A 15848-nucleotide genomic window follows, 5' to 3' on the forward strand; every position below is an offset into this window, starting at 1 on the left:
CGCGGTTGCGATTGATCGCGGGTTTTTGCGACGAGCAAGCCCAGCTGAGCGCGGTTTTGGTTCTCGCGTGTCAGAATCATTGCGTTTCTCGTAGGGAAAGGTGCGCAAGCGGTTCGGTTGCGTTAGAATACCCCGGTACGCGCCCTTAGCTCAATGGTTGGAGCAGAGGACTCATAATCCTTTGGTTGCAGGTTCGAGTCCTGCAGGGCGCACCATCGAAACGCCAGGCCAGACCCGTCAAACGGTCTGGCCTTTCTCTTCCTTGCCGCTGTCCCCGCGCTCCGGTAGCTGTTCTCCGTGTGTGGGGAGAGGTGGGCCAGGGGAGGCTCGTAGAACACCCGCCAGTACCCCCCGACTCGCCGCCCTCATGCGCGCACCTCCTCGGGCCCTGTCGGATCTGATCGTCTCTGATGGACGATCTTTAAGTTATAGGCCAAAACGTGTTGATGAATTCATGCGTTTACCTAGTTCAAATGCCCTCAATAGGCCCTGAAAGTTCATGCGCTTTACCTGTACGTGATGGTGGTTGTGCACATCACGCCGGAGATCGACGTTCCCGCATTTATCGAACAGATGTTCTATACGAGGTGGATGCTACACGGCAATACGTTGACGGTCAACAGGCGGTCACGAGAAAGAAGCGAGCACACAGCATGTTTCACGGCGTCGAAGCGGCGCTTCGAGCCGGCAGCTCGAATCACCAGGCAACCTCTTCCGTCAAAAAATTAGCTATTGATAACAAAAATGGGAAATGGTATTTTTCTCCGAGTGTTAATCGGATCTAACTTCGATAGGAGAATGTATGAGGGAAGGTATGCGCAAGGTTACGGCCGGGGCGCTTGCAGTCGGATTGGTGTGCGGCGGCGCGGTTGCAGCCGCCCCCGGCGTCGGTGCGATCCAATCGCCTGACGTGGCTTGGGCCGAAGAAGCGAATCAGATCACGTTCGACTACGTGAAGAAAAACGGTGTCCACACCGCCGTTTCAGACAAGGCCGACATGTACGTGATGGCTTCGAGCGAAACCGATCACACCGGCAAACTGGAAATCCATGTGTACGGCAAGCTCAAGATGCCCTATACCGGCCAAGATATCGACGTGACCGACTCCGACGAATCGTGGATGAAGCCGAACCCGTATATGAAGTCGATGTTCGAGTGGGCGCCTGAAGACCCCGCCGCAAGCGTGTACGACAAAACCATGTTCAAGAACACCTTGCCCATCTACGTGGACAAGGGAACCACAAGCATAAAGATGAGCCTCAAAGGGGAGGAAGTCGATCTAGCCATTCCCGCCGCGCTGTCTGTTCTGGACACCAAGCCCCTCTCCGAAGCCCTCAACGGTCACCGTGCCGAATACGAGGCCGCCAAGAATGCGGGGATGGTTATCAAGCCCGAAACGGCGAAGGCGTTCGAAGACCAGATGGCCGCCGCCGAGAAGATGCTCGAAGACGCGGCGAAGCCCGACACGACGGTTACCCAGGATGCTCTCGTACAAGCGCGCCAGAAGCTGAACGAGGCGTTTGGGAACCTGGTCCCCGAGCCTTTCAAGCGCGAAGCGCTTTCGGCCGCCATCGAGAAGGCGAACAAGATCATAGCGAACGTGCCCGAGCTGGCGAAGCAGGGCAAGGGGTACGAAACCAAGGCCTACGACGCGTTCTATGCAAGCTATCTGCGCGCTAAAGCGCTTATGGCAACCGAGGATCTGAAGTTCATCGTGGGATCCCACGAGGGCGGTGCCCTCAGCACCCAGCGCGATTTCGATCGCACGGCAGCCGAGCTGGAGGATCTTTCCGGCAAGCTGCCTGTGATCGAGCGCAAGGCGGTGGACACCGGCAAGCTGAAGGCGACGTTCTTCAAGGCCCTCGACCGCAAGCCGGCCGACGGAAAGGGATGGGAGGCCTCTTCGGGTCGTGCGTTCCGCGACGCTCTTACCAACGCCCAGGAGGTTCTGAACACGGCCTATCCTTCCGAGGAAGCGGTCGAAGGCGCGCTGAAGACGCTTGTCGAGGCGGGCGATGCGCTGAAGGAAGCGAACCTCGATCCGAAGTCCGCTTACACGATGAACATACGCTACCGCCACCATGCCGAAGACGCTCCGTCTCACCTGATCGACAAGTACTTCGAGGCTGATGGAGCCCAGGTGAAGGTGGCGAAGGAGGGCATCGTTCCCGGGTCAGAGGTGCGAATTTATATGGACGACCTCGATCTGGTGAAGAAGTTCGACGGCTATAGGCCCACCACGTTCTTCTATGCGTCGGATGACGGCACGCTTGGCAAGGTGCGCCTGTTCACAGGGGAGGACGGCCGCGCATTCGTGTCGTTTGTGGCCGAGGCGAACGGAGATTTGGACATTAAATACGAGAAGGGCGCAGATTCCCGCCAGCCCGCTCCTGCTCCCGTGCCGACCCCCGAATTGCCCGACGATAAGAAGCCCGAGCCCGGCAAGCCCTCCGATCAGGTGAAGCCCGAACCTGGGAAACCTGCCGACCGGATGGATCCTGCAGTAGACCAGCCCAAGCCCGCCGAAAGCCAGAAACCGGTCGAGGGCGACAAGAAGACCGCCATGCCGAAGACCGGTGACAGCGCGGGTCTCGCTGCGGTTGCATCGAGTGTGGCCGCCGCTCTCTCCGTTCTTGGGTTTGCGGCATTCAGGCGCCGTCGCGACTAGCGCTTCTCGAAGCAAGAGGTACGGTGACCATCGGCGGCATCCGTACGAACGACCACCTGCAGGCGATCGACAAAGAGGGTATGCCCATCGAGGGGCTGTTTGTGGCCGGTGCCGATAACGGTACGCTGATGAGCGCTCCATACTGCGACTATGAAGGCTACAGCCTCATGTGCGCGTACAGCGGGGGGCGCTTGGCCGGCAAATACGCCGCTGCAGCCATCCGATAGGGCGCGATTTTTGCGAAGCATTGGGCGGAGGGCCGATTGGCCCTCCGCCTTTTTCGTTTCTCGTCGCTATAGGTTCGCTCTGCTTCTGCGGGCCTCTTGCGGCACTCGCCGTTTCGGGTCATCTGTGGGACAATGAAGGGCGTTTATCGCATCGACATTCAGGAAGGTACCATGGCCGAATTCATCTACCAAATGCACCAGGCGCGCAAGGCGCATGGCGACAAGGTCATTCTCGACGACGTTACCCTCAGCTTCTACCCGGGAGCGAAGATCGGCGTGGTGGGCCCTAACGGCATGGGTAAGTCGACCCTGCTAAAGATCATGGCCGGCATCGAAGACGTCTCCAACGGCGATGCGCGCCTTACGCCCGGTTACAGCGTGGGAATCCTTTTGCAAGAGCCTCCCCTCGAAGAGGATAGGACCGTTCTCGAAAACGTTCAGCTGGCCTTCGGCGACGTGTACGCCAAGGTGGCCCGCTTCAACGCGATCGGTGCGGAGATGGCCGACCCCGATGCCGACTTCGACGCCCTGATGGACGAGATGGGCAAGTTGCAAACCGAGATCGACGCCGCCGACGGCTGGGATCTGGACAGCAAGTTGTCCCAGGCCATGGATGCGCTCCAGTGCCCCGATCCCGACATGCCGGTCAACGTGCTGTCGGGGGGCGAGCGCCGTCGCGTGGCGCTGTGCCGCTTGCTGCTTGAAGCCCCCGATCTGCTGCTGCTTGACGAGCCCACCAACCACCTCGACGCCGAGTCGGTGCTGTGGCTCGAGCAGTTTCTGCGCACGTACCCCGGCGCCGTCCTGGCCGTCACGCACGACCGTTACTTCCTCGATCATGTGGCCGAGTGGATCTGCGAGGTGGATCGCGGCAGTTTGTTCCCCTACAAGGGCAACTATTCTACCTACCTCGAGACGAAGGCTGCCCGCATCGCCTCCCAGGGCGTTCAGCAGGAGCGCCTTGCCAAGAAGCTCGCCGCCGAACTGGAATGGGTTCGCTCCAGCCCCAAGGCTCGCCAGGCGAAGAGCAAGGCCCGTCTCGAGCGCTACGATCAGATGGCCGCAGAGGCCGCTTCCGGCAAGAAGCTCGACTTCACCGAGATCCAGATTCCGGTGGGCCCGCGTTTGGGTGCGAAGGTCATCGAAGTTGAGGATCTGTGCAAGTCGTTCGGGAACCGCGTGCTGTTCGACGGACTGTCCTTCTCGCTTCCCCCCAATGGCATCGTCGGCGTGATCGGCCCCAACGGTGTTGGCAAGTCCACGCTGTTCAAGATGATCATGGGCATCGAGCAGCCCGACAGCGGTTCTCTGAGCATCGGCGAGTCCGTAAAGATCTCCTATGTCGACCAGGGTCGCGAGGGAATCGATCCCGACACCAAGTTGTGGGAGGTGGTTTCGGGCGGCACCGACTTCATGCAGGTGGGCGACACCGAGATCCCCAGCCGCGCCTATGTGGCCAGCTTCGGTTTTAAAGGTTCCGACCAGCAGAAACCCGCGGGTGTGCTGTCGGGCGGCGAGCGCAACCGCCTGAACCTGGCGCTCACGCTGAAGCAGGGCGGCAATCTGCTGCTGCTTGACGAACCCACCAACGACCTCGATACCGAGACGCTGGCAAGTTTGGAGGAGGCGCTTCTGGCCTTCCCGGGCTGCGCTGTGGTGGTCAGCCACGATCGCTGGTTCCTTGACCGCGTGGCCACGCATATCCTGGCGTGGGAGGGAACCGACGAGAACCCCGCGAAATGGCATTGGTTCGAGGGCAACTTCGAGGCGTATCAGGAAGACCGCGAAAAGCGGTTGGGTCCCGATCTGTCGAAGCCCCACCGCGTTCATCGCAAGCTCACGCGCGATTAGCCGCGATGGCGCCCGATCGCTCAGGTTAGCCGGTCGGGCGCCTTTTCGAGGCGGAGTTCCACAGCCCTTCTCCCTATCCGCATTCAATCGATTAGCCTCCAGACACACTTTTGTGTCTATACCCCGCCGGTTTTTCTCATGATGGCCGAGAGAAGAAAACGAGCCGCCCCGAAGGGCGGCTCGACGATTCATGGTGGTCGCTACAGGATTTGAACCTGTGACCCCCGCCGTGTGAAGGCGATGCTCTCCCGCTGAGCCAAGCGACCGAAGTGCGTTACGGATAACGCGTTTGGATATTCTAGCCGCATCCTGTCGCCGATGCAAGGTCTTTTCGCGAAAGTGTAGCGATCGTTCTGGGATACACTGCTTGCCGTGCATCGTATTCCAAAGGGGTGGGCTATGTCGCTGCATATCATCGAAGAGGCGCGTCGCTGTTTGAATTGCAAAAAGCCTCTGTGTCAGAAGGGGTGTCCCGTAAGCACTCCGATTCCCGAAGTGATCAAGCTGTTCAACGAGCGCCGTATGAACGAGGCGGGAGATATCCTGTTCTCGAACAACCCGATGAGTTCGGTGTGCTCGCTGGTGTGCAATCACGCTGCGCAGTGCGAGGGAAACTGCATACTCAACCGTACGGGCAAGGCCCCGGTCCATTTCAGTGCCATAGAAAGCTATCTTTCGGACATCTATCTCGATCGCGTGAAGGTCGCGTCCGCTCCGTTTTCCGGCAAGCGCGTTGCCGTTATCGGGGCAGGCCCGGCGGGCATTACCGTCGCGCTGAAGCTGGCCGAGGCGGGTTGCGAGGTCACCGTGTTCGAGATGGAATCCAGTATCGGCGGCGTGCTGGAATACGGCATCCCGTCGTTTCGCCTTCCGCGCAGTTACGTAGATCGGTTCCGCAAGCTGCTGGATGCCGCGCGGGTAAGGGTGCGTCCCAACACGGCGGTGGGCGAGTCGCTGCATATCGGCGATCTGATGCGCGACGGGTACGATACGGTGTTTGTCGGCACGGGCGCGGGTCGTGCGAAGAAGTTGGGAACCCCCGGCGAGGCGCGGGCCAACGTGTATTTCGGCGTGGACTATCTGAAGATGCCCGAGGCGTGCCCGGTGGGCGAGCGGGTGGCCGTGATCGGTGCGGGCAACGTGGCCATGGACGTTGCGCGCACGGTTTTGCGCAACGGGGCCCGCGAGGCGCGCATCTACGCGCGCAGCCGCAACATCTCGGCCAGCATGGACGAGGTGGAGTACGCCAAGCTGGACGGAGCCCAGATCGTATGCGGAAAGCTGATCCAATCCATCGGAGAAGACGGCCCGCTGTTCAAAGACACCCTGTTCGACGATGAAGGGGCGCCGGTCGGTTACTCCGACGACCTGGTTCAGGAGTACGCCGACACCACCATCATCTGCGTGTCCCAGACTCCTAAGAACAAGCTGGTGCTCACAACGCCGGGATTGAAGTCGGACGACCGGGGTCTGTTGGTTGTGGACGACAGTTGCATGACCACGGTTCCCGGCGTGTTCGCGGCAGGCGACGTGGTGCTCGGGCCGCTTACCGTGGTGCATGCGGTTCAGAGTGCCAAACGCGCCGCCCGCTCGATGCTCGATTACATGGAGCGCACCGCGGCGTCCTGAGCGCAGGGGTGTCCGCAGTCCGCTCCGAGGATCGCGCAAGATCGCCTGATTGCGGACTTTTGCGGGTATACTGGTGGGGTTTGACGGAACCGACACTTCGACGATGAAAGAGACATCTATGAGCGATACTTTTGAAGCGAGCAGGAAGCGCTCTGACGATATCCGTGCCGACTTGCCCGTTCATCCTGGAAAGTACACGATGCTCACCGGCGACCGCCCGACCGGCCGCTTGCATCTGGGGCATTACTTCGGCAGCATCATGAATCGCGTGGCGTTGCAAAACCTCGGCATCACCACCTACGTCCTCATCGCCGACTACCAAGTCATTACCGATCGGGATACCACGGCCAACATCCAGGACAACGTGTACAACATGGTGATGGACTACCTGGCCGCGGGCATCGACCCGGAAAAGACCCCCATCTTCGTTCATTCCGCGGTTCCCGCCGCCAACCAGCTGATGCTTCCGTTCCTCTCGCTGGTCAGCGAGTCCGAGCTGCAGCGCAATCCCACGGTGAAGGCCGAGATGGAGGCGTCGGGGCATGCGCTTACGGGTCTTTTGCTCACCTATCCGGTCCACCAGGCGTGCGACATTCTGTTCTGCAAGGGCAACATCGTGCCGGTGGGCAAAGATCAGCTGCCCCATATCGAACTCACGCGTCAGATCGCGCGCCGCTTCAACGAACGTTACGGCAGCGTATTCCCCGAACCCGAAGGCGTGCTGTCAGACGCCATCGAGATCCCCGGACTTGACGGCCGCAAGATGTCGAAGAGCTACGGCAACTCCATCATGCTGGGCGCCACCGAGGCCGAAACGGCGAAGCTCATCAAAAAATCCCAAACCGACTCGGATCGCCACATCACCTTCGACAAGGAAAGCCGTCCCGGCGTTTCGGCTCTGCTGACCACCGCGGCGCTGTGTACCGGCCGCAGCGAGATCGAGATCGCCGACGAGATCGGCGACGGGGGATCGGGTGCGCTGAAGAAGCTGGTTACCGAGAGTGTGAACGGTTTTCTGGCCCCGCATCGCGAGCGCCGCGCCGCATTCGAGGGCGATCTGGATTACGTGCGCGACGTGCTTCGCGAAGGCAATCGCCGCATGAACGAGATCGCCGAGACCACGCTTGCCGAGGTACGGGAAGCCATGGGAATGGTATATTAACGATCGGCTCATCGATGCGATCGGCGTACGGACGCGTTCTGCGATGCGTTCCCTTTCTGCGTTGCGCCCTTCGAGGGCGGTTTCGCGCCGAACCGTTGGCCTTTCTGCATACCGTTCGCAATCACAGGGCGCCGAAGGGAAGCGCTTGCCGACCCGTCTGCGGGGTCGGAACCTGTATGCGGACGAAGCCGCCGATCGGGCAACTGCCGGTTGGCGCAATACCATCGGTTTTTGTAAAAAAGGGGACCGTACCTATGAATTCACTTACCAAGGAGCGCTTGGTTCTCGCGGTGTGCGGCGTGATCGCGGCAGCTGTCGCCATCACTTTGGCGGCAGCGGGGAATCCGGGCAACATGGCCATCTGCGTCGCGTGCTTTATCCGCGACAGCGCCGGTGCGTTGAAGCTGCACACGGCTGCGCCCGTCCAGTATCTCAGGCCCGAGATCATCGGCATTGTGTTGGGCGCGTTCGTCATGTCCATCGCGGGGCGCGAGTTCAAGTCGACTGCGGGGTCGTCTCCGCTCACCCGCTTTTTCCTGGGCTTCGTCATGTCCATTGGAGCGCTGGTGTTTCTGGGCTGCCCGCTGCGCATGATCCTGCGCATGGCTGCCGGCGACCTTAACGCTTGGGTTGGGCTGGTAGGCTTTGCCGCCGGCATCATGGTCGGAGTTTTCGCGTTGAAGAAGGGCTTTTCCCTGGGTCGCGCCACGGCGACGCTTCATAAGTCGGAGGGCTACATCCTGCCCGCCGTGCTGCTGGTTCTGTTCGTGCTCAGCCTCGTCACCTCTCTGTTCGCCGTCTCGGCCGAGGGTCCCGGCAGCAAGCACGCCCCCGTGGCAATTTCTATCATCGGCGGTTTGGCCTTCGGCGCCCTTGCGCAGAAGTCCCGCCTGTGCTTCGCGGGCGGTATCCGCGACGTGGCCATCGCGCGCGATTTCAGCGGGCTGATCGTGATCGGCATCCTGTTTGCGGGCGTGCTGGTGTACAACCTGGCAACCGGGCATTTCACCGTGGGTTTCGAGTCGCAGCCCATCGCTCACTCCGAAGCGCTGTGGAACATCCTCGGCCTGTTCGTGGTCGGTCTGTCCGCCACGCTTATGGGCGGCTGCCCGCTGCGTCAGCTGGTGCTGGCTGGATCCGGATCGGCCGATTCCGCCGTCACCTTCCTGGGTCTTTTGATCGGTGCGGCGTTCTGCCACAACTTCGGCATCGCGTCGAGCCCGACGGGAACCACGTTTGCCGGGCAGGTCATGACGGTGGTCAGCATCGTCGCGCTTGCGGTGCTTGCCGCGGTCAACATCAAACGGGCCGACGCGTAGCGCGTCCGCCGGTTGCTTTTCGCCCGTCTTTGAAGATGCCTTCGACAATGCGGGCCTGAAAACGAAACGATATCGAGCGAGGAGGATTTCGATGATCGAATTGGATGCGCGGGGCCTGTCGTGCCCCGAACCGATGCTCATGGCGAAAAAGGCGATGAAGGACGCGCCTTCCGAAGAGGTTTCCGTTTCCGTCGACAGCGCGTCGGCGCGCGACAACATCGCCCGCGCGGCGAAGATCGAGGGCCGCGACGTTACCGTAAGCGATACAGGCGATGGCTGGATTGTCCTCATCAAATAGGAGCGGTCAAGCGAGAGGCTCCGAGAGCGCATCGAGAATCGCCATCGTCACGTTCCATACGAACACCGAGGCTATGAAGTGCGGCGATGTGTGCAAGCGGCACGGTATCGCCGGTAGGCTGGTATCGATTCCCCGCGACATCTCGGCGGGGTGCGGGTATGCATGGCGCACCGACGAGGGCGAACTCGATCGCTTCCTAGCCTTCCTCGATCGGCAGGCGATCGAACACGAGGCGGTTCACCTGCGAAACCCGTAGCTTTTTGAAAAAGCACTTGCGCAAAGCGGCCATTCCGCTATAATTCTCTCTTGCGTTCTAAGAGAGCGCCTATTCCTCGGTAGCTCAACGGCAGAGCATTCGGCTGTTAACCGAAGGGTTGTAGGTTCGAATCCTACCCGGGGAGCCATGAATCAGTGAGCCAGGGAATATCCCTGGCTCGTTTTGTTTATCCCGCATCGACTTCGGCGATTGCGGGCGCAACGAAGGGCCGGTCCATCGTGATAATGCAGTTAGAGCAGATCGCCAAGTCGTTCGGCGGCCGCACGCTGTTCGAGGGCGTCAATTTCCGCCTTGAGGAGTACGACCGTCTGGCGCTTGTGGGCGCCAACGGCGCGGGCAAGACCACGCTTCTGCGCATCATTTCTGGGCAGGAGGACGCCGATGCGGGTCGTGTGGTTCTGGCCAAGGGAGCCCACCTGGGCTATCTGGAGCAAGAGGCCATCGAGATGGAGGATCGCTCCATATTCGAAGAGGTTATGTCGTCCCAGGTGGAAATCGTGGAGGCCGAACGCCGTCTGCATGCGCTCGAAGCCCAGCTGGGCGAGAACCCCACCGAGCAGCAGCTGGCTGCGGCTGGTCGCGCGCGTGACGCATACGAGAACCTGGGCGGCTACACCATCGAGTCGAAGGTGCGCGCTGTCATGTTCGGCCTGGGGTTCAAGGAGGGAGATCTCGCACGATCGACCAGCGAGTTCTCGGGCGGCTGGCAGATGCGCATCGCGCTTGCGAAGCTGCTGGTGAGAAATCCCGAGGTGCTGCTGCTCGACGAGCCCACCAACCATCTGGATCTGGAAAGCGTTAAGTGGCTCGAGGGCTTTCTGCGCGGGTACTCCGGCAGCATCGTGGTGGTCAGCCACGATCGCGACTTCATGGACAACATGGTCGATCGTGTGGCCGAGATCGAGAACGGGACGGTCGGCCTGTACAAGGGAAACTACTCGTCGTACCTGAAGGCGCGCGACGAGCGCATCGAGCGATTGAAGGTGGAGCGTAAACAGCAGCTCGAGGAGATCGCGCGGCTCGAAGCGTTCGTCGAGAAGTTCCGCTACAAGGCGACGAAGGCCAAGCAGGCCCAGGATCGCGCGCGCAAGGCCGAAAAGCTGAAAGAGGACCTGGTCGTCGTTCCCGAAGAGCGCAAAACCGTCCATTTCAACTTCAAGCAGCCCGAGCGCACAGGCGACGAGGTGGTGATCGCGCGGGGGCTGACGAAGCGCTACGGCAGCCATACGGTATACGACGGCGTCGATTTCAAGATGTACCGCGGCGATAAGATCGCGCTGGTCGGGCCGAACGGCGCGGGAAAATCGACGCTTTTGAAAATGGTGGCCGGGCAGCTCGCGCCCGATGCGGGCGTCGTTTCGTACGGCACGAAGGTGTCCAAAACCTATTACGCCCAGCACCAACTCGATCAGCTTCATCCGGGAAACACCGTGTTCGAAGAGCTCGATCGGGCGGCGCCCGGTTGGACCATCTCGCAGGTGCGCTCGCTTCTGGGGGCGTTCCTGTTTCACGGAGACGATGTCGACAAGAAGGTGGGCGTGCTGTCGGGCGGCGAGAAGGGTCGCCTCGCCTTGGCCAAGATGCTGGTAGCCCCGCGCCCTCTGCTGTGTCTGGACGAACCCACCAACCATCTCGATATTTCCAGCGCCGATGTGCTGGAGCAGGCGCTGCGGCATTTCGAGGGAACGATCCTGCTGATCACGCATGACAGGCACCTCATTCGCGGCGTGGCGAACCGCATCGTGGAGGTGGTCGATGGCAGGATCACCGATTATGCGGGCGATTACGACTACTACCTCGAGAAAACCGGGCAGATCGAGGGACCTGCGTCGGCGGCGCCCTCGGCTTTGTCCGGGTCGGCGCGGCAACCGGCGGCCAAGCGGGAATCGGCTGTCAGCGCGCCTGCCGGCTATAAGACCAAAGAGCAGAAGCGCCGCGAAGCCGAAGCCCGCAACCGCGCCTACGCCGCTTCCAAGATGCAGCGAAAGCGCATTGCCCAGCTGGATAAGCAGCTCGAACGGGACAACGCGCGCATGGGCGAGCTGCTTTCGATGCTGGCCGATCCGTCGTTCTACGTGAACGAGGATGCCACCTCCGACGTCGTGGCCGAGCATGCGAAGCTCAAGTCCCGCATCGCCGCCGCCGAGGAGGAGTGGTTCGAGCTGAACGAGGAAGTGGAGCAAGAAGTAGCTCGCCAACAGGAAGGTCTGTGATGGGTCTGATAGGAGCTGCGCAGCCGGAGGCGGTATCGCCCGGGCGCGTCAACGTCGTTCTGGTCGAGCCCGAGATACCGCAAAACGCCGGCAACGTCGTGCGCACCTGCGCCTGCACGGGTGCGCAGCTTCACCTGGTCGAACCTATGGGCTTCAACCTCTCGCAGAAAAACCTTCAGCGCGCGGGATGCGATTACTGGGACGATGCGGACATTGTGAAGTGGCCGTGCATCGAGGCGTTTCTAGAGGCGCATGGAGCCGATCGACTCCATCTGTTCACGGGCAGGTCCCGGCGGTTTCACACCGAGGTACGGTACGAGGCGGGGGATTTCCTTTTGTTCGGACGGGAGAGCCGGGGCTTGGACGCATCGCTGCTCGAGCGTTTCGCCGATGGGTGCGTGCGCATACCGATGCGCGCCGAGCAGCGCAGCCTCAACCTGTCCAACGCGGTTGCCATCGCGGTGTATCAGGCATTGCTCCGGCAGGGTTTCCCCGGCTTGGCATAGGGGCACGTTGCGGGGATGCCGCGCCGTGCGACCGCAGCGGATCGGCGATGCGCGGCATCAAGTCCGAAAGGCGACCTGTGGTCACGATGCCGCTTGCGCTGCCAGCCGCCGTCTTTTGTCCAGCCAGGCGGGCAGAACTTCTGCCACCAGTACGCTCGAGAACACCAGGGCGAACCCTACGAATAGGCGCAACGTCAGCTCTTCGGCGCCCAGAAGGATGCTGAACGAGGCTCCGAACACCGATTCGAATGTGAGGATCAAAGAAGCGGTGGCGGGCGTCATATGGGGTTGTGCGGTATTCTGCATGAGCAGGGCAAGCGCGGTTGCGAATACCGTGAGGTATCCCACTGCCAGCACGTCGCCGACATCGAACCGCGCAAGGTCGGGGATAGGTTCGGTGAGTCCCGCAACGGTTAGCCCGCATGCTCCCACGACGGCGAACTGCCAGATGGTGATCGCGAGCGCGTTCTTCTCGGATGTGAGCATCGAGATCAGGGTGATGTGCAGGGCGAAGAAAAACGCGCAGCCCAAAGACAGCGCATCGCCGAACCTGACGGTGAAATCTCCGCTCAGGCTGATGAGGCCGATCCCGGTGAGCGCGATCGCGGCGCCGGCGATCGAGAAGCGCGTGGGTCGGCGCCGCATCAGCAGCCAGGCCGAAAACGGGACGATCACGCAGTAGGTCGCGGTGAGGAACGCGTTTTTCCCCGGTGTGGTGTCGGTGATTCCGACGGTTTGCACGTAGTATGCGGCGAATAGCACGAATCCGCATACGCAACCGTACAGCGCGTTGCGCTTGTCGAGGTAGATGCTGCGCTCCTTGAAGAAGAACAGGGCCAGGATAACGGCGGCGAGGGCGAAGCGGGTGCCCACCAGCCAGGCGGGCCCCATCACCTCGGTAACGTCTTTGACGAGAACGAAGGTGCTGCCCCAGATTATGGTTGCGGTGATGATCATGGCGTAGTAACGCATGGCGGCCTCCTTCGTCAAAATCGCACTTGATCGCTATGCTGACGCGCCGTACGGCCAAAGTCAACCGTTTGCGAAGGAACGAGGGGTTTTCGCGCGGCGGCGACCCCTGGATTCCGGGCGCTTGCGCTGTCGTTTGATACAATGAGGACACCGATTGTTCGACGAAAGGACGGGCTGCTATGAACATTGTCTTGTTGGGTGCTCCGGGTGCGGGCAAGGGAACTCAGGCTGCCAAGCTGGTTGAAGAGTTCGGGACGCCGCACATCTCGACGGGCGACATGCTGCGCGCCGCCGTTAAGGCCGGTACTCCGCTGGGCAAGAAGGCCAAGTCGTACATGGATGCCGGCGACCTGGTGCCCGACGAGGTCATCATCGGCTTGGTGACCGAGCGTTTGCAGGAGCCCGATACTGCGCGCGGCTTCATCCTCGACGGTTTCCCGCGCACATCCGCCCAGGCGGTCGCACTCGATGCCGAGCTGGGCAAGCTCGAGCGTCCGCTTGACGCCGCGCTGTTGGTGGACGTCGACTTCGAGGTCATCATCGGCCGTCTCACCTCGCGTCGCATGTGCCGCGATTGCGGTCATATCGGCTCGGCCGCCGATGCGGTGTGTCCGAAGTGCTCGGGAGAGATGTACCAGCGCGACGACGACAACGAGACCACGGTGCGCAATCGCCTCGATGTGTACGAGAAGTCCACGGCTCCGCTGATCGACTACTACCGCGGATGCGATCTGCTGGTCTCCATCGACGGCGATCGCGACGTCGATGTGGTGTACGCCGACGTCAAGAAGGCGCTCGGTCTGTAACCCGTAGTCTGTAGCCCGTAGCCCCCGATAAGGAGCTGATGTTTTGAACATCGTCATCACCGATGATTACGCGGCCATGAGCCGTGCCGCTGCCGACGTGATCGCGTCGCGCATCAAGGAGGATCCTCGCTGCGTGCTGGGTCTGGCCACCGGTTCGACCCCGATCGGCCTGTACGCCCAGCTGGTGAACGACTGCAACGCGGGCGAGATCAGCTTCAGGGAGGTTTCCACGTACAATTTGGACGAGTACCGCGGTCTTTCGGGCGACCACGGGCAGAGCTACCGCTACTTCATGCAGAAGCATCTGTTCGATCTGGTGGATATCGATCCCGCCGCCACGCATGTGCCCGATGGGGCGAACACCGATGCCGAAGCAGCCTGCTGGGATTACGAGCACAGCATCCTCGAGGCGGGCGGCATCGATCTGCAGCTTCTGGGCCTAGGTCATAACGGGCACATCGGCTTCAACGAGCCCAGCGACCAGTTTCCCGTGAACACGCACCTCGTGAAACTTCATCAGCGCACCATCGAGGCGAACAGCCGCCTGTTCGACCATATCGACGAGGTGCCGCGCGAGGCCTACACCATGGGCGTGGGAACCATCATGCACGCTGCGGAGATCCTGGTGGTGGCAAGCGGCTCCGACAAGGCGCAGATCGTCTACGATGCTTTCTTCGGTCCCGTGACGCCTCAGGTTCCCGCTTCGGTGCTGCAGCTGCATCCCAACGTCACGGTTGTCGTCGACGAGGAAGCCGGGGCCCTATGCGTGTAGTCAACGGCCGTGTTTTCTCCGAAGGTCGGTTCGTCGAAGCCGATATCGTGGTCGAGGGCGACCGCATTCAGGCGCTCGAGCCGCGCGTCGGCCTATCGACGGTAGGAGCGAACGACGTTGACGCGACGGGATGCACCGTTGTTCCCGGCCTGATCGACGTGCATTTCCATGGCTGTGTGGGAAGGGACTTCTGCGAAGGGGTCGACGAGGCCACTCACGCGATCGCCGCGTACGAGGCTTCGCGCGGCGTGACGTCGATCTGCCCGACCACCATGACGTTTCCCGAAGAGATTCTGGGTCGGGTGATGGACGCTGCCCGTTCGTTTGCTTCCGGGGATGGCGAAGCCCAGCTGGTGGGCATCAACATGGAGGGGCCGTTCATATCCCACGGAAAGATAGGTGCGCAGAACCCCGCCTACGTGGTGAAGTGCGACAGCGGATTCTTTCGTCGTTTGCAGGAGCGCTCGGGCGGGCTTATCAAGATCGTGGACATCGCTCCCGAAGAGGCGGGTGCGCTTGCGTTCACGCGCGAGGTGGCCGACGAGGTGCGCGTGTCGGTGGCTCACACTTGCGCAGACTACGATCAGGCGCTTGAAGCGTTTCGGGCGGGCGCGAACCATGTCACGCACCTGTGCAACGCCATGGCGCCCCTGCATCACCGCGACCCGGGTCCTATCGCCGCCGCAGCCGATTGCGATCATGTGATGGTCGAGATCATCACTGACGGGGTTCATATCCACCCTGCAATGGTGCGCGCGATGTTCAAGCTGTTCGGCGACCGGCGCATGATGATCATCTCGGACACGATGGAAGCCGCGGGCCTCGATGACGGCGAATACACGCTGGGTGGGCAGAAGGTCCACGTCGAAGGCAACAAGGCGCGCCTTGAAAACGGTACGTTGGCGGGTAGCGTGACCGATCAGATGGGATGCTTCCGCGTTGCCGTGCGCGACATGGGCATCCCCCTGGAAAGCGCCGTGCGCGCGGCGTCCGAGAACCCGGCACGCGCGCTGGGCATCGATGGGGAACGCGGTTTCATCAGGCCGGGTTATGTCGCCGATCTCGTGGTGCTCGACGACGAAGTGAACCTCGAACGCGTCATCGTGCGCGGTCGGGCCATTTAATCGCATTCCAGTTCCTTCAGGCGA

Annotated in this window: 14 protein-coding genes and 3 tRNA genes; 15 read left to right on the forward strand and 2 right to left on the reverse strand. The window is 61.4% G+C overall.

The features are described 5' to 3' along the window. Positions 1 to 139 precede the first annotated feature (139 nt). The 4 genes from EIH26_RS04170 (at position 140) to ettA (ending at position 4746) form a co-directional block, all read left to right on the forward strand. A tRNA-Ile gene (locus EIH26_RS04170) sits at positions 140 to 215 on the forward strand. A gap of 587 nt (positions 216 to 802) precedes the next feature. Beyond that, the gene (locus EIH26_RS04175) at positions 803 to 2668 is read left to right on the forward strand and encodes a hypothetical protein (protein WP_124061030.1); all 1866 of its coding nucleotides are present in this window, start codon (positions 803 to 805) and stop codon (positions 2666 to 2668) included. A gap of 23 nt (positions 2669 to 2691) precedes the next feature. Next, the gene (locus EIH26_RS04180) at positions 2692 to 2895 is read left to right on the forward strand and encodes an FAD-binding protein (RefSeq protein ID WP_241152753.1); all 204 of its coding nucleotides are present in this window, start codon (positions 2692 to 2694) and stop codon (positions 2893 to 2895) included. Positions 2896 to 3066: 171 nt separating this feature from the next. Continuing rightward, positions 3067 to 4746 (forward strand): energy-dependent translational throttle protein EttA, encoded by a 1680-nt coding sequence (gene ettA, locus EIH26_RS04185; RefSeq protein ID WP_124061031.1) that lies wholly within the window; start codon positions 3067 to 3069, stop codon positions 4744 to 4746. A 191-nt stretch (positions 4747 to 4937) separates the two neighbouring features. On the opposite strand, the gene EIH26_RS04190 is transcribed toward ettA, so the two are convergent. Beyond that, a tRNA-Val gene (locus EIH26_RS04190) sits at positions 4938 to 5012 on the reverse strand. A 133-nt stretch (positions 5013 to 5145) separates the two neighbouring features. On the opposite strand from EIH26_RS04190, the gene EIH26_RS04195 reads away from it, so the two are divergent. From EIH26_RS04195 to EIH26_RS04230, 8 genes are all read left to right on the forward strand, one after another. Next, entirely contained in the window at positions 5146 to 6375 is a 1230-nt protein-coding gene (locus tag EIH26_RS04195) for an FAD-dependent oxidoreductase (RefSeq protein ID WP_124061032.1), read from the forward strand. Positions 6376 to 6493: 118 nt separating this feature from the next. Beyond that, positions 6494 to 7537: a tryptophan--tRNA ligase gene (trpS, locus tag EIH26_RS04200; protein WP_124061033.1), complete on the forward strand. Its 1044-nt coding sequence runs from the start codon at positions 6494 to 6496 to the stop codon at positions 7535 to 7537. A 254-nt stretch (positions 7538 to 7791) separates the two neighbouring features. Continuing rightward, positions 7792 to 8856 carry a YedE family putative selenium transporter gene (gene yedE / locus EIH26_RS04205; RefSeq protein WP_124061034.1) on the forward strand — a complete coding sequence of 355 codons (1065 nt, stop codon included), beginning with the start codon at positions 7792 to 7794 and terminating at the stop codon, positions 8854 to 8856. A 91-nt stretch (positions 8857 to 8947) separates the two neighbouring features. Beyond that, positions 8948 to 9154, forward strand: coding sequence for a sulfurtransferase TusA family protein (locus EIH26_RS04210; protein WP_124061035.1), 207 nt, complete (start codon positions 8948 to 8950; stop codon positions 9152 to 9154). Beyond that, the gene (locus tag EIH26_RS08595; protein ID WP_124061036.1) at positions 9129 to 9410 is read left to right on the forward strand and encodes a DUF3343 domain-containing protein; all 282 of its coding nucleotides are present in this window, start codon (positions 9129 to 9131) and stop codon (positions 9408 to 9410) included. The genes EIH26_RS04210 and EIH26_RS08595 overlap by 26 nt, the downstream gene beginning before the upstream one ends. Before the next feature lie 73 nt (positions 9411 to 9483). Then, a tRNA-Asn gene (locus tag EIH26_RS04220) sits at positions 9484 to 9558 on the forward strand. A gap of 91 nt (positions 9559 to 9649) precedes the next feature. Further along, complete coding sequence (locus tag EIH26_RS04225) at positions 9650 to 11644, forward strand: ATP-binding cassette domain-containing protein (RefSeq protein WP_124061037.1); 1995 nt, start codon at positions 9650 to 9652, stop codon at positions 11642 to 11644. Beyond that, positions 11644 to 12150 (forward strand): tRNA (cytidine(34)-2'-O)-methyltransferase, encoded by a 507-nt coding sequence (locus EIH26_RS04230; RefSeq protein ID WP_124061038.1) that lies wholly within the window; start codon positions 11644 to 11646, stop codon positions 12148 to 12150. Before EIH26_RS04225 ends, EIH26_RS04230 begins: the two co-directional genes overlap by 1 nt. An 81-nt stretch (positions 12151 to 12231) precedes the next feature. On the opposite strand, the gene EIH26_RS04235 is transcribed toward EIH26_RS04230, so the two are convergent. Next, a complete protein-coding gene (locus tag EIH26_RS04235) occupies positions 12232 to 13122 on the reverse strand; it encodes a DMT family transporter (protein WP_124061039.1) in 891 nt (296 codons plus the stop codon). Between the two features lie 179 nt (positions 13123 to 13301). Between EIH26_RS04235 and EIH26_RS04240 the strand changes: the two genes are divergently transcribed. The 3 genes from EIH26_RS04240 to nagA are packed head-to-tail and all read left to right on the forward strand — an operon-like array spanning position 13302 to position 15824. After that, positions 13302 to 13928, forward strand: coding sequence for an adenylate kinase (locus EIH26_RS04240; protein WP_124061040.1), 627 nt, complete (start codon positions 13302 to 13304; stop codon positions 13926 to 13928). Between the two features lie 43 nt (positions 13929 to 13971). Next, the gene (gene nagB / locus EIH26_RS04245; protein ID WP_124061041.1) at positions 13972 to 14700 is read left to right on the forward strand and encodes a glucosamine-6-phosphate deaminase; all 729 of its coding nucleotides are present in this window, start codon (positions 13972 to 13974) and stop codon (positions 14698 to 14700) included. Beyond that, positions 14691 to 15824, forward strand: coding sequence for an N-acetylglucosamine-6-phosphate deacetylase (gene nagA / locus EIH26_RS04250; protein ID WP_124061042.1), 1134 nt, complete (start codon positions 14691 to 14693; stop codon positions 15822 to 15824). The genes nagB and nagA overlap by 10 nt, the downstream gene beginning before the upstream one ends. Positions 15825 to 15848 lie beyond the last annotated feature (24 nt).

It is taken from the genome of Gordonibacter sp. Marseille-P4307 (assembly GCF_900604965.1).
In the GTDB taxonomy this organism is placed as follows: Bacteria; Actinomycetota; Coriobacteriia; order Coriobacteriales; family Eggerthellaceae; genus Berryella.